The sequence below is a fragment of the Solwaraspora sp. WMMB762 genome (assembly GCF_049179115.1).
Classification (GTDB): domain Bacteria; phylum Actinomycetota; class Actinomycetes; order Mycobacteriales; family Micromonosporaceae; genus Micromonospora_E.
Genome location: NZ_JBMHMD010000001.1, coordinates 1,813,128 through 1,837,101, shown reverse-complemented (window position 1 = coordinate 1,837,101; position 23,974 = coordinate 1,813,128). Strand labels below are relative to the sequence as shown.

At 71.2% G+C, this 23,974-nt stretch carries 20 protein-coding genes; 11 read left to right on the top strand and 9 right to left on the bottom strand.

The features are described 5' to 3' along the window. Nucleotide 1 precedes the first annotated feature (1 nt). The gene (locus ACN27J_RS08040; RefSeq protein WP_421364831.1) at nt 2-2,032 is read left to right on the top strand and encodes a molybdopterin-dependent oxidoreductase; all 2,031 of its coding nucleotides are present in this window, start codon (nt 2-4) and stop codon (nt 2,030-2,032) included. 93 nt (nt 2,033-2,125) lie between these two features. Here ACN27J_RS08040 and ACN27J_RS08035 read toward each other — a convergent pair whose 3' ends face one another. Beyond that, entirely contained in the window at nt 2,126-3,313 is a 1,188-nt protein-coding gene (locus tag ACN27J_RS08035; RefSeq protein ID WP_421364830.1) for a beta-1,3-glucanase family protein, read from the bottom strand. 198 nt (nt 3,314-3,511) lie between these two features. Between ACN27J_RS08035 and ACN27J_RS08030 the strand changes: the two genes are divergently transcribed. Continuing rightward, on the top strand, nt 3,512-4,186 hold the full coding sequence (locus ACN27J_RS08030) for a TOPRIM nucleotidyl transferase/hydrolase domain-containing protein (RefSeq protein WP_421364829.1): 675 nt from the start codon (nt 3,512-3,514) through the stop codon (nt 4,184-4,186). A 60-nt stretch (nt 4,187-4,246) separates the two neighbouring features. On the opposite strand, the gene pgl is transcribed toward ACN27J_RS08030, so the two are convergent. Genes pgl through tkt form a run of 6 tightly spaced genes read right to left on the bottom strand, consistent with a single transcriptional unit; the run spans nt 4,247 to nt 12,564 of the window. Continuing rightward, the gene (gene pgl / locus ACN27J_RS08025) at nt 4,247-5,005 is read right to left on the bottom strand and encodes a 6-phosphogluconolactonase (protein ID WP_421372148.1); all 759 of its coding nucleotides are present in this window, start codon (nt 5,003-5,005) and stop codon (nt 4,247-4,249) included. 11 nt (nt 5,006-5,016) lie between these two features. Then, nucleotides 5,017-6,045, bottom strand: coding sequence for a glucose-6-phosphate dehydrogenase assembly protein OpcA (locus tag ACN27J_RS08020; protein ID WP_421364828.1), 1,029 nt, complete (start codon nt 6,043-6,045; stop codon nt 5,017-5,019). Then, complete coding sequence (gene zwf, locus ACN27J_RS08015; RefSeq protein ID WP_278169898.1) at nt 6,042-7,556, bottom strand: glucose-6-phosphate dehydrogenase; 1,515 nt, start codon at nt 7,554-7,556, stop codon at nt 6,042-6,044. The genes ACN27J_RS08020 and zwf overlap by 4 nt, the downstream gene beginning before the upstream one ends. Before the next feature lie 36 nt (nt 7,557-7,592). Continuing rightward, nucleotides 7,593-9,242: a glucose-6-phosphate isomerase gene (locus ACN27J_RS08010; RefSeq protein ID WP_421364827.1), complete on the bottom strand. Its 1,650-nt coding sequence runs from the start codon at nt 9,240-9,242 to the stop codon at nt 7,593-7,595. Beyond that, complete coding sequence (gene tal, locus ACN27J_RS08005) at nt 9,239-10,417, bottom strand: transaldolase (RefSeq protein ID WP_421364826.1); 1,179 nt, start codon at nt 10,415-10,417, stop codon at nt 9,239-9,241. The genes ACN27J_RS08010 and tal overlap by 4 nt, the downstream gene beginning before the upstream one ends. Nucleotides 10,418-10,428: 11 nt before the next feature. After that, nucleotides 10,429-12,564: a transketolase gene (gene tkt, locus ACN27J_RS08000; protein WP_421364825.1), complete on the bottom strand. Its 2,136-nt coding sequence runs from the start codon at nt 12,562-12,564 to the stop codon at nt 10,429-10,431. Nucleotides 12,565-12,877: 313 nt separating this feature from the next. Here tkt and ACN27J_RS07995 point away from each other — a divergent pair, with 313 nt between their 5' ends. Together ACN27J_RS07995 and ACN27J_RS07990 are read left to right on the top strand one after the other, a co-directional pair. Further along, entirely contained in the window at nt 12,878-13,861 is a 984-nt protein-coding gene (locus tag ACN27J_RS07995) for a heme o synthase (protein WP_421364824.1), read from the top strand. A 192-nt stretch (nt 13,862-14,053) separates the two neighbouring features. Further along, entirely contained in the window at nt 14,054-14,386 is a 333-nt protein-coding gene (locus ACN27J_RS07990) for a hypothetical protein (RefSeq protein ID WP_123602407.1), read from the top strand. Between the two features lie 175 nt (nt 14,387-14,561). Here ACN27J_RS07990 and ACN27J_RS07985 read toward each other — a convergent pair whose 3' ends face one another. After that, nucleotides 14,562-16,061 carry an APC family permease gene (locus ACN27J_RS07985; RefSeq protein ID WP_421364823.1) on the bottom strand — a complete coding sequence of 500 codons (1,500 nt, stop codon included), beginning with the start codon at nt 16,059-16,061 and terminating at the stop codon, nt 14,562-14,564. 272 nt (nt 16,062-16,333) lie between these two features. Then, nucleotides 16,334-17,371: a COX15/CtaA family protein gene (locus ACN27J_RS07980; RefSeq protein ID WP_421364822.1), complete on the bottom strand. Its 1,038-nt coding sequence runs from the start codon at nt 17,369-17,371 to the stop codon at nt 16,334-16,336. 188 nt (nt 17,372-17,559) lie between these two features. Here ACN27J_RS07980 and ACN27J_RS07975 point away from each other — a divergent pair, with 188 nt between their 5' ends. Genes ACN27J_RS07975 through sufU form a run of 7 tightly spaced genes read left to right on the top strand, consistent with a single transcriptional unit; the run spans nt 17,560 to nt 23,961 of the window. Continuing rightward, nucleotides 17,560-18,333, top strand: coding sequence for a helix-turn-helix transcriptional regulator (locus ACN27J_RS07975; protein ID WP_421364821.1), 774 nt, complete (start codon nt 17,560-17,562; stop codon nt 18,331-18,333). Then, entirely contained in the window at nt 18,330-19,760 is a 1,431-nt protein-coding gene (sufB, locus tag ACN27J_RS07970) for a Fe-S cluster assembly protein SufB (protein WP_278169891.1), read from the top strand. The genes ACN27J_RS07975 and sufB overlap by 4 nt, the downstream gene beginning before the upstream one ends. A 46-nt stretch (nt 19,761-19,806) precedes the next feature. Further along, nucleotides 19,807-21,039 carry a Fe-S cluster assembly protein SufD gene (gene sufD / locus ACN27J_RS07965; protein WP_421364820.1) on the top strand — a complete coding sequence of 411 codons (1,233 nt, stop codon included), beginning with the start codon at nt 19,807-19,809 and terminating at the stop codon, nt 21,037-21,039. An 11-nt stretch (nt 21,040-21,050) separates the two neighbouring features. Then, the gene (locus ACN27J_RS07960) at nt 21,051-21,380 is read left to right on the top strand and encodes a non-heme iron oxygenase ferredoxin subunit (RefSeq protein WP_289213594.1); all 330 of its coding nucleotides are present in this window, start codon (nt 21,051-21,053) and stop codon (nt 21,378-21,380) included. After that, complete coding sequence (gene sufC, locus ACN27J_RS07955; protein ID WP_281550395.1) at nt 21,377-22,150, top strand: Fe-S cluster assembly ATPase SufC; 774 nt, start codon at nt 21,377-21,379, stop codon at nt 22,148-22,150. Before ACN27J_RS07960 ends, sufC begins: the two co-directional genes overlap by 4 nt. Before the next feature lie 42 nt (nt 22,151-22,192). After that, nucleotides 22,193-23,503 carry a cysteine desulfurase gene (locus ACN27J_RS07950; RefSeq protein ID WP_278169888.1) on the top strand — a complete coding sequence of 437 codons (1,311 nt, stop codon included), beginning with the start codon at nt 22,193-22,195 and terminating at the stop codon, nt 23,501-23,503. Continuing rightward, complete coding sequence (gene sufU / locus ACN27J_RS07945) at nt 23,503-23,961, top strand: Fe-S cluster assembly sulfur transfer protein SufU (protein WP_421364819.1); 459 nt, start codon at nt 23,503-23,505, stop codon at nt 23,959-23,961. Before ACN27J_RS07950 ends, sufU begins: the two co-directional genes overlap by 1 nt. Nucleotides 23,962-23,974 lie beyond the last annotated feature (13 nt).

Here is a 23,974-nt window from a genome sequence, read left to right as displayed (position 1 = left end):
CTTGGCGAACAGAAAGGTACGTGGAGCCTGCCCGCACGACTGCCCCGACCGGTGCAGCTGGGTCGTCACCGTCGACGATACCGGCACTGCTGTGGCCCTCAACGGCAACACCGACCACCCGCTCACCGCCGGCCGACTGTGCACCAAGGTCAACGGCTATCTCCAGGACCGGGTTTACAGCCCACACCGGATCACTCGGGCGCTGCGCAGGGCCGGCCCCAAGGGTTCGGGACAGTTCACCCCGATCGACCTGGACGATGCACTTGACGAAGTCGCCACTCGGCTGACCAGGATCGCCGCCACCGAAGGACCTGCGACGATCATCCCGTTCAGCTACGAGGGCACCCAAGGGCTCCTGCAGTCCAAGTCGATGAGCGAGCGGTTCTTCGCCCGGCTGGGCGCCGCCGAGGTCAGCCACACCATCTGCGGACCGACCGGCGCTGCCGGTCTGTCGGCGGTCAACGGGTTCACCGTCGGTGCGCTGCCCGAAGACGCTGTCCATGCCGAACTGATCATCGTCTGGGGCGCCAACCCGGTAGTGACCAATCAGCACCTGTGGCCGGCGATGCTCGCCGCCCGATCTCGCGGGGCCCGCATCGTCGTCATCGATCCGGTGGCTACCCGTACCGCCCGTGCGGCCGACTGGCACCTGATGCCCCGGCCCGGGTCGGACGCCGCGCTCGCCCTCGGCCTCGCTCACCTGGTCATCACCGGGGACTTCGTCGACCACGACTTCATCGCCACCCGCACCACCGGCTTCGACGAGCTTGCCGCCGCCGCTGCGGACTTCACCCCCGGCCGTACCGCCGACATCACCGGCATCGCCGAGTCCGACCTCCGTGCCCTCGCCGCCGAGTATGCTGCGGCCCGTCCGGCGCTGATCCGGCTCATGGTCGGTATGGAACACCACACCAACGGAGCTGCCCTGTACGCCGCCATCGCCGCGCTGCCCGTGTTGACCGGAATGTGGCGCCATCCTGGTGGCGGCATCGCCTACCACACCTCGCCCCTGTTCAACCGGTCCCTCAACCTCGACGGTCTGCGAATGGCGCACCTGGCCCCCGGACCGCGCCGACGCATCAACATGGTGCAACTCGGCCAGGCCCTCGCCGACCCGGACGCCGACCCGCCCGCCCGCGCGTTGGTCGTGCACGGCAGCAACCCCGCCGTCATCGTGCCCCGCCAGCCTCTCGTCCGCCGCGGTATGACTCGCGACGACCTGTTCACTGTCGTCCACGAGCATGTCCTCACGGACAGCGCCCGCTACGCCGACATCGTCCTGCCCGCCACCACCCAGCTCGAACACCTCGACCTGATGAAATCGTGGGGTCACACCGACCTCATGCTCAACCTGCCAGCCATCGATCCGCCCGGCGACGCGATCAGTGTCACCGACCTGTTCCGCGCGCTTGCCGCGCGGATGGGTTTCCCCGAACCCTGCTTCAGCGACAGCGACGACGATCTGCTCGCCACCGCGTTGAGCTCCACCCACCCCCATCTGGCTGGAATCACTCTGGATCGGCTGCGCGAACACGGGTGGCAACGCCTGAACATTCCCACCCCGCACACCCCGTACGCCGCGGAGTTCGCCACCCCGGACGGCCGGGCGCGCCTGGCCGCCGCCGCCCGCGCCGCCACGACTGCGCTTCCACGCCCGCCGGATGCCCGGTGGCCGCTGCAACTGCTCAGCGTCAAGGGCCTACGGTCGATGAACTCCACCTATGCGGACACGACCCAGTGCGCCCGCGACGGCGGCCCGTGGCTCGACCTGCACCCCGACGACGCGGCTGCACGAGCCATCGCCGACGGGGACCTGATCGAGGTGCACAACCAGCACGCCACCATCACCCTCCACGCGCGGGTCGGAGCCCGGACCCGGCCAGGGGTGGTGGCGGTCGTGTTCGGTGCCTGGAGCGTCACCCGCACCGGTGCCTCGGGCGCGTCGGTGAACCTGCTCACCCCGGACAGCCTCACCGACGCCGGCGGGTCCGCGTTTCATGACACCTACGTCGATGTGCGACCGGCGCGCTGAGCTGAGCGCGGCGCCGATGCGGGCCCAGGAAGGCGACCCGCAGCCGCGTCGGTGCGCGCCGGTCGCACGGTGGATCGGCGGCGACCGGCCCGGTCAGAACGGGCTGAGGACCACTCCGGCGGAGCGGGGGTCGCCGTCGTGCACGAGCGACTCGAACGCGCCGACGTCGTCGAAGGCGAACGCGTACGCTTTTCCATCACGCATGTTGGCGTGGATGATCCGGGCGTACTGGTTGGTCGGGTTGTTGCGGTAGAACTCGGCGGCGTTGGTGCTGGGCTGGGTGTGGATGGTGCCGAGGGTGCCCCGGTTCAGTGCGGCGCACAGCGTACGGGAGATCGGGCCGACCACCTGGTCGTTGGGGGCGGGCAGGTCACCGTCGCAGCCCCACACGCTCGCCGACGAGGGCCGGTTGAACGAGGCGACGACCTGACCGGCACCGTTGGTGAAGGTCATCACCCGGCCCGAGGTCCGCCCGTAGTAGCGGATGTCGGGGCGGTCGCCGAACGGTACGACGGTCAGCGTCCGGCTGGTGTACGTGTTCCACGCCGAGGCGATGTAGGAGTCCAGGTAGCTGGGGCTGAACAGGCCGGCGCCGGTCGCCTTGCCGGGGGCGAGCACCCGCAGTACGGTGCCGTCGCCCCGGGTCTGCACCGTGCTGGCCCAGCCGGACTGGGCGCGGATCCCGTTGATGATTGCGTTGCGGCCGCCCGCGACGACGTCGCCGGTGCGCTTGGTGACACCGCCCGCGGCGGTCACGGTGACCGCGTGCGGCACCGCGAACATGTCCACCTGGGAGCTGTTGAGCCACAGGCCGGCGTCGTTGTAGGTGAACTCGCTCCAGTCGAACAGGATGTCGCGGTTGGGGTCGCCGCCGGCCCACGGGGCGGGCTGCACCAGGCCGGTCGGAGTGAGGAAGAACTTCAGCTTCTCGCCGAGGGAGAAGTAGACCCGGCCGGAGAAGCCGCGCGGGAAGCGGACCGTCGTGCTGCCACCGTTGGTCGGTCCGGCGATCGAGGCGTCGGGGGCCGGCGACGGCGGGATCTGCCCACCGGACCAGGGGATGAACGTGCCGCCCTGGTTGACGTAGCCGAGGCGGCCCGTGGAGAGCTGCACGCCGATCACGTACAGGTGGACAGAGCCGGATCGGCCGGTGTTGTTGGTGACGGTGACCGGCAGCAGTGCCGGGCCGACGGCCTGGGCGGGCGCGGCGGCGACGAGGCCGGTCGGGACGGCGGTGAGCAGGGCCGCTGCGACGGCCAGCAGCCTTCTTCGGACAGCCATGAGGGACTCCTCCGGTCGGGATCGGTCGGCGGTCGGACGGGTAAGAGAGCGCTCTCCGAGAAGAGTCTTATTGTTAACACTGTTTGTCAATAGATGTACGGCGATGTGGTGACCTGGGGGTGTCGACCTCGGTTATCCGGTTGCCGGTGGGGTCGGGTGTCCCCGACGATGACCGTCATGGCGACGGGTGATCGGCCGATGGATGCCGCTCGTCGCCGCGAGCTTGCCCGCCGGGTGCTCGACGGCTACGCCAGCGGTCCCGACGCCCCGGTCCGGGCGACCGCCAACGCGCTGGCGAAGATCGACCGTGCCGTCGCCCTGGTGCTCGTCGAAGGTGTGAGCGACCAGATTGCGGTGGAGACGGCCGCGGCCGGCCGTGGCCGGGACCTCGACGCGGAACGGGTGGCGGTCGTGCCGATCGGTGGAGCACATGCCACCGGCCGGTTCCTGGCCGGCCTCGGTCCACAGCGGTCGCGGGTACGGCTCGCCGGGCTGTGCGACCTCGCCGAGGCGGACTTCGTCGCGCGGGGACTGGCCACCGCCGGGATCGGTGTGCCCCGAACGCACGACGACCTCGCCGAACTCGGGTTCTTCGTCTGCGTCGACGACCTGGAGGACGAACTGATCCGAGCGCTCGGAGTCGACGGAGTCGAGGCGATCCTGGCGACGCACGGCGACCTCGGGTCGTTCCGTACGCTGCAGGGCCAGCCCGCCTGGCGCGACCGGCGACCCGCAGCGCAGCTGCGCCGGTTCATGGGCAGCGGCTCGCGCCGCAAGTCACGCTACGCCCGGCTGCTCGTCGAGGCGGCGATCGCCCGGGACGTGTTGCCGCAGCCCCTCGACCGGCTACTCGCCTCCGTCGGCCCGCACTGAACAGACGGAGGCCGCCGGACGGGAACGTCCGGCGGCCACCACGTCACGGGTTTTCCGAGGCTAGCCAGCCGAGGTCGGCGCGGTGACCAGCTCGGCGGCCGCTGCTTGGTCGAGCAGCCACCAGGTGCGGCGCACGCCGCGTACGCCGGCTGCCGGCACGGCGACCGGGTCGCTGCCGCCGTACGCCCGACCGACCGCCGCCGCCTTGTCCGCACCGGCAGCGACCAGCCACACCTCGTCGGCGGTGTTGATCGTGGACAGGGTCAGCGTGATCCGGGTCGGCGGCGGTTTCGGGCTGTCCCGTACCGCCGCCACCGGGCGGGTCTCGCCAGTGACCGGATGCCCCGGGAACACCGACGCCACGTGCCCGTCCTCGCCGACGCCGAGCATCAGCACGTCGAACCGGGGCAGCGGGGCCGTACCCGGGCCGGCGACCCGGTCGAGGACGGCGGCGTACCGGGCGGCGGCCGCATCCGGGTCGTCGCCGTCCGGTCCGTCCGACGCCGGCATCGCGTGCACCCGCTGCGGGTCCAGCGGCAGTACGTCGAGCAGCGCCTCGCGGGCCTGGGTCTCGTTGCGGTCCGGGTCGCCGGCGGGCAGGAACCGTTCGTCACCCCACCAGACGTCCACCCGGGACCAGTCGACCGCCTGCCGGGCCGGCAGTTCGCCGACCGCGCGCAGCACGGCCGCCGCGACCCGCCCGCCGGTCAGCACCACCGACGCTTCGCCCCGCTCGGCCTGGGCGTCGATCAGCCGGACGACGAGCCGGGACGCCACCGCGCTGGCCAGCACGGTGGCGTCCGGGTGCACGACGAGCATGCCGGGGCCGCTCACGAGCCGCTCCGAGCCGGACCGGCCGCGACGACCGCCGGGTCCGTGCCGGCGGTCGGCCCGGTGGCCTCCGCCGGGTCCTTCCAGATGTGTACCCGTTTGGCGGGCCGGGCCGACAGATCCGGCAGTCCGGCGAGGGTGCCCAGCGCCTCGGAGTAGACCTGGTCGGCGTCGAGCCGCCGCAGCTCCTCGGCGAGCTCCTCGCCGAGCGGCCGGCGGACCAGCGGCATCTGCCGCTCCGGCTGGCCGGTCCGGGTGAACATCGCCGAACTGTCCTCGCGGACCAGGCTCAGCCCGTCGCCGTTGGCGCAGCGCAGCTCCACCGACCGCATCCGGGGGAACTCGCTGGTCTCCTCCCAGCGCGGCGTGATGCCGAGCCGGGCCGCCAGCCAGCTGATCATCAAGGCGGCCGTCGGGTCGGCCCGGGGCGCGGTCACCGTGGCACCGGTGATCTGCGCGTCGGTGGTGTCGAACGCCCCGGCGACCAGGGTGCGCCACGGGGTGATCCGGGTCCACGCCAGATCGGTGTCGCCGGACGCGTAGTCGACCGCCCGTTGCAGCAGCGCCTGCACCGGGTTGGGGGCCTGCGCCGAGTCGGTGATCCGCCGGTCGGCGACCACCCCCAGGTAGTCGTTGGCGATCTGCTCCGGCGGCTCGCCGTGCCACCAGGTCACCACCGGTACGTCCGGCACCAGCAGCGGCATCACCACCGACTCGGCGTGCAGCGCCAGCCGACCCGAGGTACGCATGACGACCGCCTCGCACGGCCCGAGCCGGCCGCCGACGACCACCTCGGCGTCGAGCCGGCTGACCTTGCGGTCGATGTCGGAGCGGACCACCACGAGCAGCCGGCACGGGTGGGCGGCGGCGGCGATGGTGGCCGCCGCCTCCGCCTCGCGTACCCGTTTCTCGTCGACCACCACGATCAGGGTCAGCGCCATTCCGCTGGCCACACCACCGGCGCTGCGCCGCTCCGCGGCCAGGGCCTTGACCACCTCGTTGCCGGTGGTGTCCCACAGGCTGATCATGCTCTCCTCCAGGACCGGCCCTCGCGGGCCAGCATCTCGTCGGCGGCCCGCGGACCCCACTCGCCGGACCGGTACGGCTCCGGCCGGGTGCCCTCCCAGGCCTCTTCGAGGGGGTCGATCACCCGCCAGCTCTGCTCCACCTCGGCGGCGTCGGGGAACAGGGTGCGGTCGCCGATCAGCACGTCGAGCACCAACCGCTCGTACGCCTCCGGACTGGCCTCGGTGAACGCCTCGCCGTACTGGAAGTCCATCGCGATGTCGCGGACCTCCATGGTGGTGCCCGGCACCTTGGCGCCGAACTTGAGCACCACGCCCTCGTCGGGCTGCACCCGGATGACCAGCTGGTTGTTGCTGAGCATCTCCACATCGGTGCCGTTGAACGGCAGGTGCGGTGCGGCCTTGAACATCACCGCCACCTCGGTCACCCGACGCGGCAACCGCTTTCCGGCGCGCAGATAGAACGGCACCCCGGCCCACCGGCGGTTCTGGATGCCCAGCCGCATCGCCACGTACGTCTCGGTGGTCGAGTCGGCCGGCACGTTCGGCTCCTCCAGGTACCCGACGGCCCGCTGCCCGGCCACCCAGCCCTTCAGGTACTGACCGCGTACGGTGCCGGCGGCCACGTCGTCGGGCAGGCTGATCGCCCGCAGCACCTTCAGCTTCTCCGCCCGGATCTCGGTGGCGTCGAAGCTGGTCGGCTCCTCCATGGTGACCAGGGCCAGCAGCTGCAGCAGATGGTTCTGCACCACGTCACGGGCGGCACCGGTGGCGTCGTAGAAGCCGGCCCGGCTGCCGATGCCGACGTCCTCGGCCATGGTGATCTGCACCGAGTCGACGTACTTGGAGTTCCACAGCGGTTCGAACAGGTTGTTGGCGAACCGCAATGCCATGATGTTCTGGACGGTTTCCTTGCCCAGATAGTGGTCGATGCGGAACACGTCGTCGCGGGTGAACACGTCGTCGACCAGGTCGTTGAGCGACTTCGCCGACGGCAGGTCGTAGCCGAACGGCTTCTCCACCACCACCCGACGCCAGCCGCCGCACCGCTCGTTGTCGGCCATGCCGGTGCGGGCCAGCTGCTTGAGCACCTGCGGGAACGCCGACGGCGGGATCGAGAAGTAGAACGCGGCGTTGCCGTGGATGCCGTGCGATTCGCGCAGCCCGTCCAGGCAGGCCGACAGCTTGTCGAACGCGGCGTCGTCGTCGAACGAGCCGCCGACGAACTTGATGTTGCCGGCCAGGCGGGACCAGACCTCCTCACGCCACGGGGTACGCGCGTACTCCTTGGCCGAGTCGTGGGCCAGCGACTCGAAGTCGCCGTCGGTCCAGTCCCGCCGGGCGAAGCCGAGCACCACGAAGCCGGGCGGCAGTAGCCCTCGGTTGGCCAGGTCGTAGATGCCGGGGAGTAGTTTCTTGCGAGCCAGATCACCGGTGACACCGAAGATCACCAGAGCGCAGGGCTCCGGGATGCGCGGCAGCCGCCGGTCCTGCGGGTCGCGCAGGGGGTTCACGTCGCCTCCTCAGTCCGTTTCTCTCCGGACCAATTGTCAGCTGGGCAGGTTTCGAATCGTGTCCAGGAGTTGGGCGACGCCGGCGGCCCGATCGGTCAGGTGCAGCCGCAGCAGCGGCCGGCCCCGTCCGGCGAGCGCCTCGCGGTCACCGGCGGCCTGCGCCGCCTGCAGCTCACCGAAACTGTACGGGCGACCGGGGACCGGCAGGTCGTCGGTGACTGCGCCGGTGATCTGCAGGAACGCGCCGACCTGCGGCCCGCCCTTGTGGTACTGCCCGGTGGAGTGCAGGAACCGCGGCCCCCAGCCGAAGGTGACCGGCCGGTCCGCGGCGGCCGCCAGCAGCGGGCGCACCCCGGCGGCGTCGGCGTCGCCGAACCGGTCCAGGTAGGCCATCACCGCGAGGTAGCCGTCGGTGCCGACGCCGTCGATCAGCCAGCGCAGCGCGCCGGCCAGCTCACCCGGTACGCCGTCCGGCCCGTACACCTCGATCGCGCCGTCGACGAACGACGGTGCCTCGGTCGGCGGCCCGGACGCCAGGATCCGGTTGGTGTTCTCCTTCGACTCGGTGACGTTGGGCTGGTTGAACGGGTCGATGCCGAGCACCCGGCCGGCGATCGCCGTCGCGTACTCCCAGACCAGGAACTGCGCGCCGAGCGGTCCGTTGACCGCCAGGTCGGGGCGGACCCCGCCGCCGGGCACCCCGCCCGGCTGGCCGGCACCGCCGTAGGTGACGGTGAGCACGTCCGGGCCGGACGCGCCGGGGGCGTCCGGTGCCTCGACGACCACCGGCAGGATGCCGATGCCGTCCTTGCCGGTCGACTCGGCGATCAGCTGCTCGATCCAGTCGCCGAGACCTTCGATGCCGGTGCCGTCGGAGACCAGCGCGATCTTGTCCCGGCCGGTGGTGGCCGCCGCGCCGAGCGCCGCGCCGAGCGCCAGCCCCGGGTTGTCCCGGTCACCGCCGAGCGCGGCGGACAGCTGCTCGGCCTGGTCGAGCAGCTCGACCACGTCCACGCCGGCCAGCGCCGACGGGACCAGACCGAACGCGGTCAGCGCCGAGTACCGTCCGCCGACCTCCGGGTCGGCGAGCACCACGGTGGCACCCATCTCCTCGGCGGTGGTGGCCAGCGGCGAGCCGGGGTCGGTGACGACCACGAACCGCCGCCCGGCCTCGGCCTCGCTCAACCCCGCGTCGAGGAACGCCTGCCAGTACGCCCGACGGTGGCTGTCGGTCTCCACGGTGCCGCCGGACTTGCTGGCCACCACCACGACGGTCCGGTCCAGCCGGTCGCCGAGCGCCGCCCGCACCTGGTGCGGGTCGGTGGTGTCCAGCACGGTCACCGGCTTGCCGACGGTGAGCGAGATCACCTCGGGAGCCAGCGACGACCCGCCCATCCCGGCCAGCACCACGTGGTCCAGGTCGCCCAGCTCGGCCCGCAGCTCGGCGAGCTGCGGCAGCAGCTCCCGGCTGCGGGTGAAGGTGTCCAGCCAGCCGAGCCGGATCTTCGCCTCGGCCTCGGCGTCCGGGCCCCACAGCGTCGGGTCCTTGCGGGCGAGCGAGCCGGGCACCCCGTCGCCGACCAGTGCGCCCCGGGTCGACGAGGCGGCCGAGGCGTCGACCGCGTCGGCCCCGTACACGCTCAGCCCGGCCGCGGCCTCGACCCCGCCGTCGAAGAAGTCGCTCATGCGTTACCTCCGGCCTGCTTGGCCGCGGCGGCGTGCCCGCCGGCGGCCGCGTTCGGCTCGTCGGCACCGGCCGCCGCCGCGTCCAGCGACGAGCGGACCCCGTCGAGCAGCTCCTGCCAGCTGGCCTCGAACTTGCTCACCCCCTCCGACTCCAGGGTCTTGACCACGTCGTCGAGGTCGACGCCGACGGCGATCAGGTCGTCGAGCACCTGCCGGGCGGCGGGGTACGAGCCGGTGACCGTGTCGCCCCGGGTCTCGCCGTGGTCGGCGTAGGCGTGCACCACCGACTCCGGCATGGTGTTGACCGTGCCGGGGGCGATCAGCTCCTCGACGTAGATGACGTCCCGGTAGGCCGGGTTCTTCGTCGAGGTGGAGGCCCACAGCGGGCGCTGCGGGTGGGCACCGGCGTCGGCCAGGGCCTGCCAGCGGTCCGAGGAGAAGACCTCCGCGTACCGCTCGTACGCCAGCTGCGCGTTCGCCACGGCGGCCTTGCCCTTGAGCGCCTTGGCCTGGTCGCTGCCGATCTTGTCGAGGCGCTTGTCGATCTCGGTGTCCACCCGGGAGACGAAGAACGACGCGACCGAGCCGATGGTGGTCAGGTCGTGGCCGTTGGCCTTCGCCTGCTCCAGGCCGGCGAGGAAGGCGTCCATCACCGCGCTGTAGCGGTCCAGCGAGAAGATCAGGGTCACGTTGACGCTGATCCCCTCGGCCAGGGTGGCGGTGATCGCCGGCAGCCCGGCCTCGGTCGCCGGGATCTTGATGAACAGGTTCGGCCGGTCGACCAGCCACCACAGCGCCTTCGCCTCGGCGACGGTCTCCGCGGTGCGGTACGCCAGCCGCGGGTCGACCTCGATCGACACCCGGCCGTCGACGCCACCGCTGGTCTCGTACGCCGGGCGCATCACGTCGCAGCCCCACCGCACGTCGTAGGTGGTGAGCATCCGGACCGCCTCGTCCACGCTGACGCCCCGGGCGGCCAGGTCACGCAGCTGCCAGTTGTACTCGTCGGCGTCGGCGAGCGCGGCGGCGAAGATGGTCGGGTTGGTGGTCACGCCGGCGACGTGCTTCTCGCGGCGCAGCTGGTCCAGGTTGCCGGTGCTGAGCCGTTGCCGGGACAGGTCGTCGAGCCAGACCGCCACGCCTGCGGCGGTGAGCTCACCCAATCGGTCCGTCATCTGGTGCCTCCTCAGTTTCCGGTGGTGGTGCCGGTGATGGCGCCGACCCGGGTCAGCGACGCGTGCGCCGCCGCGACCACGGCGTCGGCGGTGAAGCCGAACTGCTCGAACAGCACCTGGTACGGGGCGCTGGCCCCGTAGTGTTCAATGCTGACCGATTCGCCACAGTCGCCGACCAGGCCGCGCCAGGACATGCCGATGCCGGCCTCGACGCTGACCCGGGCCTTGACCCCGCGCGGCAGCACCGACTCGCGGTACGCCTCGTCCTGCTCGGTGAACCATTCCTGGCACGGCATCGAGACCACCCGGGTGGCGACGCCTTCGGCTTCGAGGCGCTCCTGGGCGGTGAGCAGCAGCTGCACCTCGGATCCGGAGCCCATCAGGATCACCTGCGGCTGGGCGTTGCCGGCGTCGGCCAGCACGTAGCCCCCCTTGCGGACCCCTTCGGCCGAGGCGTAGACGTCCCGGTCGATGACCGGCACCGCCTGCCGGGTCAGCGCCAGCGCGGTCGGCCGGTCGGTGTGCTCCAGGGCGACCCGCCAGGCCCAGGCGGTCTCGTTGGCGTCGGCCGGGCGGACCACGTCCAGGCCGGGGATGGCCCGCAGCGCCGACAGGTGCTCGATCGGCTGGTGGGTGGGGCCGTCCTCGCCGAGACCGATCGAGTCGTGCGTCCAGACGTAGATCACCGGGAGTTTCATCAGCGCGGCCAGCCGCACCGCCGGGCGCATGTAGTCGCTGAACACCAGGAAGGTACCGCCGTACGGGCGGGTGCCGCCGTGCAGCGCGATGCCGTTGAGGATCGCCCCCATGGCGTGTTCGCGGATGCCGAAGTGCAGGGTGCGGCCATACTCGTGGCCGGGGAACTCCTTGGTGGCGTACTCGGCCGGGACGAACGACGGCTCGCCCTTCATCGTGGTGTTGTTGCTCTCCGCCAGGTCGGCCGAGCCGCCCCACAGCTCCGGCAGCTCGGCGGCGAGGGCGCCGAGCACCTTGCCGGAAGCGGCCCGGGTGGCGACCCCCTTGGGGTCCGCCGGCCAGTCCGGCAGCGCGTCGGTCCAGCCGGTCGGCAGGGTACGGGTGGCGAGCCGGTCGTGCAGCGCCTTGCGCTCCGGGTTGGCCTGCGCCCACGCCTCGTACTTCTCGGTCCACCTGGCGTGTGCCTGCCGGCCCCGGTCGAGCACCTCGCGGATGTGGGCGAAGACCTTGTCGTCGACCGCGAAGTGCTGGTTGGGGTCGAAGCCGAGGATCTCCTTGGTGGCGGCGACCTCGTCGGCGCCGAGCGCCGAGCCGTGGATCTTGCCGGTGTTCTGCTTCTTCGGCGCCGGCCAGCCGATGATGGTGCGCAGCGCGATGAACGACGGGCGGTCGGTCTCGGCGCGGGCGGCGGTCAGCGCCGCGTACAGCGCCTCGACGTCCTCGTGGTACTCGCCGTCGCCGGCCGCGCCGGCCCGCCAGTCGACGGTCTGCACGTGCCAGCCGTACGCGGCGTAGCGGGCGGCGACGTCCTCGCTGAGCGCGATCCGGGTGTCGTCCTCGATGGAAATCTGGTTGTCGTCGTAGACGACGGTCAGGTTGCCGAGTTTCTGGTGCCCGGCCAGGGCGCTGGCCTCGTGGGTGATGCCCTCTTCGATGTCACCGTCGGAGGCGATCACCCAGATGTTGTGGTCGAAGACCGACTCGCCGGGCGCGGCGTCCGGGTCGAGCAGTCCGCGCTCCCGGCGGGCGGCCATCGCCATTCCGACCCCATTGGCCAGCCCTTGGCCGAGCGGACCGGTGGTGGTCTCCACTCCCCGGGTGTGGCCGTGCTCCGGGTGTCCGGGGGTCAGCGATCCCCACTGCCGCAACGCCTTGAGGTCGTCCAGGCTCAGCCCGTAACCAGAGAAGAAGAGTTGGATGTACAGGGTGAGACTGGAGTGCCCGGCGGAGAGGACGAACCGGTCCCGGCCGGCCCAGTCCGGGTCGCTCGGGTCGTGCCGCATGACCCGGTTGAACAGCAGGTACGCCGCGGGAGCGAGGCTCATCGCGGTGCCCGGATGGCCGTTGCCGGATTTCTCCACGGCGTCGGCGGCCAGCACGCGTGCGGTGTCGACCGCGCGGCGGTCGAGGTCGGACCAGTTCAGGGGGGCATCGGTTGGTGTTGCAGCCACGGTGGGTGTGCTCCTCGTCCAGCAGGTAGGCGGAACCCTCGTCACGACCCTATCGAGCAGGGTTGAACGCGCGCCCGCCGATCTCGACAACCGGATGGTCGTCCAGGGTCGTGGTCGGCCGTCGGACCCTCCGACCGACCACCGGGGGATACGCATCGTGGCCGGTGGAAAGCCTGTCGGGTGTGACGACGAGCACCGGTGACGGGTCGGCCGGGCAGGCAAAATACCTGCGCGTACGCTGTCGGAGGCGCGTCGGCCCGCAGGTCGCCGCCAGTTGAAGGTCACCCGCCGCCGACGCCGGAAGGTGCAGCCCGTGAGCATGGTCACCGAGCGCCCCGCCCATGACCGGGCGCGGGTCAGGTCCGTCGTCGAAGCGGACCGGGTGCCCGGCACAGCGGCGGTGGATCCGGGACCGGTGGCCGCCCCCGACTGGCTGGCCGTGCTCCGGGCGTACGTGTCGCTCACCAAGCCGCGGATCATCGAGCTGCTGCTGGTCACGACCGTACCGACGATGATGGTCGCGGCCGGTGGGCTGCCGTCGCTGGGGCTGGTGGCGGTGGTGCTGGTCGGTGGCACCCTGGCCGCCGGTGCGGCGAACGCGTTGAACTGCTTCATCGACCGGGACATCGACCAGTTGATGCGCCGGACGAAGCGCCGGCCGCTGCCGAACCACGTGGTCAGCCCCAGGCAAGCGCTGATCTTCGGGTTGGTGCTCGCGGTGGGTTCGGTGGCCCTGATGGCGGTCTTCACCAACTGGATCGCCACCGGGCTGACCCTCGCGGCGATCGCCTACTACGACCTCGTCTACACGCTGTGGTTGAAGCGCACGACGCCGCAGAACACGTTCTGGGGTGGCATCTGCGGCGCCGCCCCGGTGCTGATCGGTTGGGCGGCGGTGACCGGTGGCCTGGCCCCGGTGGCCTGGGCGCTGTTCGCCGTGGTGTTCTTCTGGCAGCTGCCGCACTTCTACGCGTTGGCGATCAAGTACAAGGTGGACTACGCGCGGGCCGGGATCCCGATGCTGCCGGTGGTGGCCTCCGAACGTCGGGTGGGCGTGGAGATCGTGCTGTTCAGCTGGTTGACGGTCGGGTCGTCGGTGCTGGTCTGGCCGTTGGGCATGTCGTTGATCTACGCGGTGCCGGCGGTCGTGGTCGGGGTCGTCTTCCTGCTGGAGGCCCACCGGCTGCAGCGCCGGTCCGGGCGTGGTCTGCCGGTCCAGCCGATGCGGCTGTTCCACTGGTCGACGACCTACCTCACGGTGCTCTTCGTCGCCGTGGCGCTGGACGCGCTGATCTGACGCCGGGTCCCGCCCCGTCCAGGTCCCGAACTTCTGTCGTGTTTGCCGTTTTTCGTGCTGAAATTTGTCCCTTTTTGTGGGCGGAAATCACCATCAATCATCTGTGGGACTTCTTAAGCCCACGGATGATTGGAGTCACAAAAAGCCGACATCCGATCGGCGAAACGTCGTCGCTCTGCTTACGCTTCGCGTATGGCAGATGGTTCCGATACGACGCTGGCGACCGAATCCGTCCCGGGGGACGCCCCCTCTGGTCTGGTCGCCGGCATCCGGTCCTTCGCCGCTGGCCACGGCGGTGCGAAGGCGGTCATCGAGTATGTCGGCAAGCGTGGCGCACGGATCGTCCTGGTGGGGGAGGACGGCGCCTGGGGCGACCAGTTCGCTGACGGCACCGACGTGGCCCGCGCCGCCTGCCTCAAGGCGGGGGTCGAGATCGAGAACGAGTGGGAGCGGGAGCTGATGGATCAGATGCGACCCAGCAACGACCTGTGGCGGTCGATGTCGCGTCGCAGTCTGGCGCGCTGACCAGCCCGTTCCCGTCCTGCATAACGAACGACGACCAGTTGCGTGACTGGACGAGCGGTCCGTCAGCTGGAGGAATAGAGCCGAGCGAGACCCGGGCGGTTACGCCCGGGTCTCGCTCGTTGTCTGCCGCGGCAACCTGCGGCTGGACGTCCGGGTGGTCGGCGGCTAGCCGCAGCTAGACGTGGGCCGGCGGCCGGACGGGTGCCGGTGGCACCGGCAGCGCGGTGCCGCTGTCGGCGCCCCAGCCGATCGTCCGGTACGTCTGCGGACGCCTGGCGCGCAGCCAGAGCGCCCAGCCGACGCCAGCCAGCGCGGCCAGGGCGTACCCGGCCGGGAACCACCAGCGCAGCGGGGACGCGCCGATGCCGAGCAGGTCACCGAAGCTGGTGACGGTGCCGACGAGGATCAGCCCGAGCGCACCGGTGGCCGCGCCCGGCGCGATCAGTCGCCGCCAGGCCGACTCGCCACGCGGGTCGCGGCGGAAGTAGCCGATCACCGCGAGCGAGGTCACGGTCATCAGGATCAGCACGCCGAGCCCACCGGTGACGGTCACCCAGAAGAACAGGTGGGTGATGGGATCCAGGCCGGTCGCCGCGTACGCCACGATCACCGCGGCGGCCAGCCCGCTCTGCACCAGCGAGCCCAACTTCGGCGCGCCGGTCCGCCGGTTCGTCCGGCCGAGCGCCGCTGGCAGCACCCGTTCCCGCCCGAGGGCGAACAGGTACCGGGCAACGGTGTTGTGGAACGCGAGCAGCGCGGCGAACAGGCTGGTCAGGAACAACAACCGGCCGGCGTCCACGAGCGTCGTGCCGATGTGCGGGCCGACCAGCACGAACATCAGTTCGGTGCCGTGCTCGCGGGCCTGGGCGACGACGTCGTTCGGGCCGGCCGCCACCGCCATCGCCCAGGCGGAACCCGCGTAGCAAACTCCGGCGATCGTCACCGCCAGGTAGGTGGCCCGGGCGACCGTACGACGCGGATCCCGGGTCTCCTCGGCGAACACCGTGCCGGCCTCGACACCGACGAAACCGGCTATGCCGCCGACCAGCATCGCCGCCACCCCCGGGGTGAGCAGCTGGCGGGGGTCGAGACCCGCCACGGCGGCACCGTCGGCGGGGTGGCCGACCATGACGATGCTGTAGCCGATGATGACCGCGAGCTCGGCCAGCAGCAGGCCGGCCAGGATCCGGCCGTTGAGGTCGACGCGGGCCAGGCCGAGCACGGTCACCAGGGCCCAGCCGGCCAGCGCGCAGAGCCACCACGGCACGGTGGCACCGGCGACGGCGAGTACCTCGGCGGCAACCACGCCGAAGGCGCCGTACAGCCCGATCTGCATCGCGTTGTACGCGACGACGGCGACGAACGCCGCCGCGATGCCGGGGATCCGGCCGAGACCGTGCGCGACGTAGCTGTACATCGCGCCGGCGTTGACGACGTGCCGGCTCATCGCCACGTAGCCGACGGCGAAGACCGCCATCACCACCGCGATGAGCAGGTAGGCGACCGGCACCGCAGTGGTGCCGGTGACGGCGTAGCCGGTGCTGGCGCCGCCGGCCACCACGGTCAGCGGCGCGGCGGCGGCGAGAACGAAGAACAACACCTGGGGTACGCCCAGGCGGGACCGGGCCAACGTCGCGGCGACCGTGCCGGACCGGCTCGTACGGAAGGTAGACACGCGGGAGCTCCGAAAGTGGGTCAGACAGGAAAACGCGGGAGTGCGCGTGCGGTGACGGAGGATCGTCCGGGGTGCCGCTACGCGGGTCTGGTCTGTCTGGTCCAGGCGAGGAACCGACCAGGGGCGCGGCAGCCACGGCACGGGGGGACCGTCACTGCCGCGCCCGGTTCGTCGTGCCGGTGGTTGTGCCCCGGCACAGGCGTAGCCTCACCGGTACTCTCCGCTATGGGGATAGGTCTGCCGTTTTCAACCGTCTTCAACGGTTGGTGACCTTACGGTTGCGCTCTGACTAGGGGGCGCTCGTTGCCGTCGTCGGAAACCGGCCCGGCCGCGTCCGGTGCCGGCCCGGTGGCGCCTGATCCCGGCCCGGTGGCGGCTGATCCCGGCCCCGTGGCACCCGGTTCCGGCCCGCCCGGCGCCCGGGTCCGGGTGGACCAGAGCACGCTGAGGGTGGCCAGCCACACCAGGCAGGCGCCGAGCATGTGCGCGCTGACCAGCGCGACCGGCAGGTCGGTGAGGTACTGGACCACGCCGATCAGGCCCTGGGCGAGCTCCACGACGACGAGCAGGGCCGCCGCGCGTACCGCCGGTCGGGGTGCGCCGACCGCGCGCAGCGCGAACCACCAGGCGGCCGACAACCCGATCAGCAGGGCGACGGAGTCGGCGTGCAGCTGGGACATGGCCTGCGGGTCCAGCCCGGTGCGCCCGGCGTCCGGATCGCCGGCGTGTGGGCCGCTGCCGGTCACCACGGTGCCGAGCACCAGCACCCCGAAGCTCACGGCGGTGATCACGAAGGCCAGCTGGCGCAGCGGCCGGGCCACCACGTCTCGGTTGGTGCGGCCGCCGACGCGTACCCGTCGCCACAACCCGTACGCCACCGCCAGGGTGACCATCGACAGCATGAAATGCAGCGCCACCACCCAGGGGTTGAGCTGCACTCGGACGCTGGCCCCGCCGATCAGGCCCTGCAGGATCACCAGACCCAGTACGCCGAGGGCCGGCCCGCGCAGGTCCAACCGGCGTGGCCGGGACCGCAGCACAGCCAGCAGGGTGGCGAGCGCGATCATGCCGACCAGGATGCCGAGGACCCGGTTGCCGAACTCGATGATGCCGAGCACGCCCATCTCCGGCGTGGTGACGTAGGAATCGTCGGTGCAGCGCGGCCAGGTCGGGCAGCCGAGTCCGGACCCGGTGAGCCGCACGCCGCCCCCGGTCAGCACGATCGCGACGTTGGCCACCAAGGAAGCGAGCGTGAGCCGCCGGAGCAGGGCGGGGCCGGCGGTCAGCCGACCGGACGGGGAGACAGGCACGGCGGCAATCGTACCGATATGGCGGATACCACAGCTGTGCGGTGCCGCCGGTACCACGGCCCTGCGGTGCCGCCGGCCGACTGCGGCAAGGCCGCGCCGTGCTTGTCCCGGTTGCGGTCACGCTCGGTGCGGTGGATCACCTGGGGGCGCGTTTGCGGCCGACCGCTGAAATACGTAACGTTGGCGTAGTGAAAAACAGGGTGGGCCTTCCAGAGGGCGGGTCGGCGACCGGTGCGGTCGCCGCCGGCCCGGACGGGCGTACCCGGGACCGCCTGGTCGGGCTGCTGCTGGAGCGGGGGGCGGCGACCGCCGCTCAGCTCGGTGACGAGCTCGGGCTGAGCCCTGCGGCGATCCGCCGCCACCTGGACGCGATGCTCGCCGACGGCGACGTGGTGACCCGGGACGCGGTCACCCGGGCCCGTCGGCGACGCGGCCGGCCGGCCAAGGTCTTCCGGCTCAGCGACGACGCCCGGTCCCGGCACGGGCGCTACCGCTACGACAGCATGGCCGCCGCCGCCCTGCGCTGGATCGCCGGCCACGGCGGCGAGGCGGAGCTGGAGGCGTTCGCCGCGGCTCAGGTCGCCGGGCTGGAGACGCGGTGCCGGGCGGCGATCGACGGTGCCGGTGCGGACCCGATCGCCCGCGCCGAAGCCCTCGCCGCCGCACTCAGCGCCGAGGGCTACGCTGCCAACGCGTCCACCATCGCGTCCGGGGGGCAGTTGTGCCAGCATCACTGTCCCGTGGCCCATGTGGCTGCCGAGTTTCCGCAGTTGTGCGAGGCTGAGACTGCGGTGATCTCCCGCCTGATCGGCACCCACGTGCAGCGGCTGGCCACCATCGCTCACGGCGACGGGGTGTGCACCACGCACATTCCAGACCCGAGACGGGCCGGCGGCGCCCCGACCGTTGCCACCAAAGTTTCCACCGACCACGTCACCAGCACTGTGAGGACAGATAGATGACCGAGCAGACCGTCGCGCCCATCTCCCAGGAGGAGCACCTCGCGGCCCTCGGCCGGTACGAGTACGGCTGGGCCGACCGCGACGTGGCCGGCGCTGCCGCCCAGCGCGGGCTCAACGAGGCGGTGGTGCGTGACATCTCCGCCAAGAAGAACGAGCCGCAGTGGATGCTCGACCTGCGACTCAAAGGGCTGCGGCTGTTCGGCCGCAAGCCCATGCCGGCCTGGGGTGCCGACCTCACCGGAATCGACTTCGACAACATCAAGTACTTCGTCCGCTCCACCGAGAAGCAGGCCGCCAGCTGGGAGGACCTGCCCGAGGAGATCAAGAACACCTACGACAAGCTGGGCATCCCGGAGGCGGAGAAGCAGCGGCTGATCGCCGGCGTCGCCGCCCAGTACGAGTCCGAGGTGGTCTACCACAAGATCCGTGAGGACCTGGAGGAGCAGGGCGTGGTGTTCCTCGATACCGACACCGCGCTGCGCGAGCACGAGGACATCTTCAAGGAGTACTTCGGCACCGTGATCCCGGTCGGCGACAACAAGTTCGCCGCGCTGAACACCGCGGTCTGGTCCGGTGGATCGTTCATCTACGTGCCGAAGGGTGTGCACGTGGAGATCCCGCTGCAGGCCTACTTCCGGATCAACACGGAGAACATGGGCCAGTTCGAGCGGACCCTGATCATCGTCGACGAGGGCGCCTACGTGCACTACGTCGAGGGCTGCACCGCGCCGATCTACTCCTCCGACTCGCTGCACAGCGCGGTGGTCGAGATCGTGGTGAAGAAGAACGCCCGCTGCCGCTACACGACCATCCAGAACTGGTCGAACAACGTCTACAACCTGGTCACCAAGCGGGCCGTCTGCCACGCCGGCGCCACCATGGAGTGGATCGACGGCAACATCGGTTCCAAGGTCACCATGAAGTACCCGGCCGTGTTCATGACCGGTGAGCACGCCAAGGGCGAGGTGCTCTCGGTGGCGATGGCCGGCGAGGGGCAGCACCAGGACGCCGGCGCGAAGATGGTGCATGCGGCGCCGCACACCTCCTCGACGATCGTCTCCAAGTCGATCGCCCGCGGCGGCGGCCGGACCTCCTACCGTGGGCTGGTCCAGGTGCTGGAGGGCTCGCAGCACAGCCGGTCGACGGTGAAGTGCGACGCGCTGCTGGTCGACGCGGTCTCCCGGTCGGACACCTACCCCTACGTCGACATCCGCGAGGACGACGTCGCCATGGGGCACGAGGCGACCGTCTCCAAGGTCAGCGACGACCAGCTGTTCTACCTGATGAGCCGGGGTCTGAGCGAGGACGAGGCGATGGCCATGATCGTCCGGGGCTTCATCGAGCCGATCGCCAAGGAACTCCCGATGGAGTACGCCCTCGAGCTGAACCGGCTGATCGAGCTGCAGATGGAGGGCGCGGTCGGCTGACCCGCCCGAGACACCGCCCCACCGACACCGCCGAGAACAGGAAGAGATGACTATTCAGGCCTCCGCGCCGCCCAAGACCAAGTCGCAGGCGTTGCGCTCGTACGATGTCGCCGACTTCCCGGCCCTGACCGGCCTGGAGGAGGAGTGGCGCTTCACCCCGCTCAAGCGGATGCGGGGACTGGCCACCGGGACCCCGGCTGCCAGCGGCTCGGTCCGGTACGAGTACGCCGACCTGCCCGCCGGGGTGACGGCGGGCCAGGTCGACCGCACCGACCGACGAGTCGGCGGCGTGCTGACCCCGTTCGACCGGATCAGTGCCCTGGCCTACAACGGGTGCGCAGAGGTCCTGCTGGTGGAGGTGGCACCGGAAGCCACCCCGGCCGAGCCGGCGGTGGTCCGGGTGCTCGGCGCCGGGGCGGACCAGATCGCGTACGGGCACACCCTGGTCGACGTCGGCCGGTTCGCCGAGGTGACCCTGGTGTTCGACCAGGTCGGCTCGACCACTCTGGCCGACAACGTCGAGGTGATCGTCGGCGACGGCGCGACGCTGACCCTGGTCACCGTCGCCGACTGGGCACCCGACGCGGTGCAGGCGCAGCATCTGAAGTTCCGGCTCGGCCGCGACGCCCGGGTCACGCACATCCAGGTCACCCTCGGCGGCGACCTGGTACGCCAGTTCACCAGCGTCGAGTACACCGGCCGGGGCGGCGACGCCGAGCTGTTCGGGCTCTACTTCGCCGACGCCGGCCAGCACCTGGAGCACCGGCAGCTGGTGGACCACACCGTGCCGGACTGCCGCAGCAACGTCGGCTACCGGGGGGCGCTGCAGGGCGACAGCGCGCACACCGTCTGGGTCGGCGACGTACTGATCCGCGCCGAGGCCACCGGCACCGACACGTACGAGATCAACCGGAACCTGGTGCTGACCGACGGCGCCCGGGCCGACTCGGTGCCCAACCTGGAGATCGAGACCGGCGAGGTGGCCGGGGCCGGGCACGCCAGCGCCACCGGCCGCTTCGACGACGAGCAGCTGTTCTACCTGATGGCCCGGGGCATCCCGGAGGCCGAGGCGCGCAAGCTGGTGGTCCGCGGGTTCTTCGCCGAGCTGGTCGACAAGATCCCGGTGGCGGAGCTGCGCGACCGGCTCGGCGACGCGATCGAGCAGCGGCTGCGCCGCGTCGAGGCCGGCGCGGGCGCGCCACGTACCGCTGCGGCGCAGCCGCCGACCGTGCCCGGCCAGCCCGGCCAGCCCGGTGCGGTCACCGAGGGGACCCGCTGAGCATGTCCGACCTGATCCGGGTCTGCGCCACCACCGAGATCCCGAAGGGTACGGCGGTCAGCGCCGACATCGACGGTACGCAGATCGCCCTGGTGCACACCGACGAGGACTCCTTCCACGCGGTGTACGACGAGTGCTCGCACGCCGCGGTCGCCCTCTCCGAAGGCGAGGTGGACGGCTGCACGTTGGAGTGCTGGCTGCACGGTTCGCGCTTCGATCTGCGCACCGGCGAGCCGACCGGGCTGCCCGCCACCGAACCCGTACCCGTCTTCCCCGTCGAGATCCGCGACGGCGACATCTACGTCAGTCTGACGCCGAGCAATGGAGTGACCGCACCATGAGCGTTCTGGATATCCGCGACCTGCAGGTTTCGGTCAAGCTGCCGGAAGGCGAGCTCAAGCCGATCCTGGCCGGGGTGACGCTGACCATCCGGTCGGGGGAGACCCACGCCATCATGGGCCCGAACGGCTCCGGCAAGTCGACGCTGGCGTACTCGATCGCCGGGCACCCCAAGTACGAGATCACCGGCGGGGAGGTGCTGCTCGACGGTGCGGACGTGCTGGCCATGTCGGTCGACGAGCGGGCCCGCGCCGGGCTGTTCCTCGCCATGCAGTACCCGGTGGAGGTGCCCGGCGTCTCGGTGGCGAACTTCCTGCGTACTGCCAAGACCGCTGTCGACGGCGCCGCGCCGAAGCTGCGCACCTGGGCCGGTGAGCTGCGCGGGGCGATGGAGCGGCTGCAGATGGACCCGGCGTTCGCGCAGCGCAACGTCAACGAGGGCTTCTCCGGTGGGGAGAAGAAGCGGCACGAGATCGTGCAGCTGGAGCTGCTCAAGCCGAAGATGGCCATCCTCGACGAGACCGACTCCGGGCTCGACATCGACGCCCTGCGGGTGGTCAGCGAAGGGGTCAACCGGGTCCGCTCCACCGGGGAGACCGGCCTGCTGCTGATCACCCACTACACCCGGATCCTGCGCTACATCAAGCCCGACTTCGTGCATGTCTTCGTCGGCGGACGCATCGTCGAGGAGGGCGGCCCGGAGCTGGCGGAGAAGCTGGAAGCCGAAGGCTACGAGCGGTACGTCGCGGGTGCCGGCGCGGCCTCGGCCTGAGACTCACTATCACCCTGTGTGCAGAAGGGCGGCGTCGAGCCGATGAGCACCATAGCCATCCCCCGGGACACGCCGGCGCCGGGCGGTCCGTCCGCTCTGGACGTCGACGCCGTCCGGGCCGACTTCCCGATCCTCGGTCGGGAGGTCAACGGGCATCCGCTGGTCTACCTGGACAGCGCCAACACCTCGCACAAGCCGCGCCAGGTGCTCGACGCGCTGACCGACTACTACCAGTCGCACAATGCCAACGTCGCCCGCTCGGTGCACACTCTCGGCACCGAGTCCACCGAGGCGTACGAGGGCGCCCGGGCCAAGCTGGCCGCGTTCGTCAACGCGGGCAGCCCGGACGAGGTGGTCTTCACCAAGAACTCCACCGAGGCGATCAACCTGGTCGCGTACGCGTTCTCCAACGCCTCGACGGGCGCCGCGATCGGGGCCGACCCCCGGTTCCGGCTCGGCCCCGGCGACGAGGTGGTGATCTCCGAGATGGAGCACCACTCGAACATCGTGCCGTGGCAGCTGCTCTGCGAACGCACCGGCGCCACGCTGCGCTGGTTCGGGCTGACCGAGGACGGTCGGCTGGACGAGTCGCAGCTGGACGAGTTGGTCACCGAGCGGACCAAACTGGTCTCGCTGGTGCACATGTCGAACATCCTCGGCACGGTCAACGACCTCACCGCGATCACCCGGCGGGTCCGCGAAGTCGGTGCGCTGCTGCTGCTGGACTGCTCGCAGTCGGTGCCGCACCGCCCGGTCGACGTCGCCGCGCTGGACGCCGACTTCATCGTCTTCACCGGGCACAAGATGTGCGGACCGACCGGGATCGGGGTGCTGTGGGGCCGCGCCGCGCTGCTCGCCGCGATGCCACCGGTGCTCGGCGGCGGCTCGATGATCGAGACGGTGGCGATGAGCGGGTCCACGTTCGCCGCCCCGCCGGCCCGGTTCGAGGCCGGCACCCCGCCGATCGCCCAGGCGGTCGGCCTCGGTGCCGCCGTCGACTACCTCGCCGGGCTGGGCATGCCGGCGGTCGCCGCGCACGAGCAGCGGATCACCGGGTACGCCCTGGAGGCACTGGCCACCGTGCCGGGGTTGCGGATCGTCGGCCCGCCCGGACCACACGGGCGAGGTGGCACGGTCTCGTTCGCGGTGGACGGGATCCACCCGCACGACGTGGGTCAGATCCTCGATGCCCAGGGGGTGCAGGTACGGGTCGGCCACCACTGCGCCCGGCCGGTCTGCGTGCGCTACGGCGTCCCGGCGACCACCCGGGCCTCGTTCTACCTCTACACCACGACCGGCGAGGTCGACGCGCTGGTGCATGGTCTGGAGAAGGCGCGGAAGGTCTTCGGCTGATGGAGCTCGACCAGCTGTACCAGGAGATCATCCTGGACCACTACAAGCGTCCGCAGGGGCGTGGTCTGCGTGAGCCGTACGCGGCGGAGGCGCACCACGTCAACCCGACCTGCGGCGACGAGATCACCGTACGGGTGAATCTGGGTGCCGACAACCGGCTCGGGGTGTCGCACGACGGCCAGGGCTGTTCGATCAGCCAGGCATCGGCGAGCGTGCTGTACGAGCTGGTCGACGGTCGACCGGTGGACGAGGCGTTCGCGGTGCACGGCGCATTCGTCGCGCTGGTGTCCGGCCGCGGCGAGGTCGAGCCGGACGAGGATGTGCTGGGTGACGGGGTGGCGTTCGCCGGTGTGGCGCGCTATCCGGCCCGGGTGAAGTGTGCGTTGCTGCCGTGGATGGCCTTCAAGGACGCCGCGGCGCGCGCCGGTGTGGGTGCGAGCCCGGAGGTGAAGCAGTGAGTGCCGAAGAGAC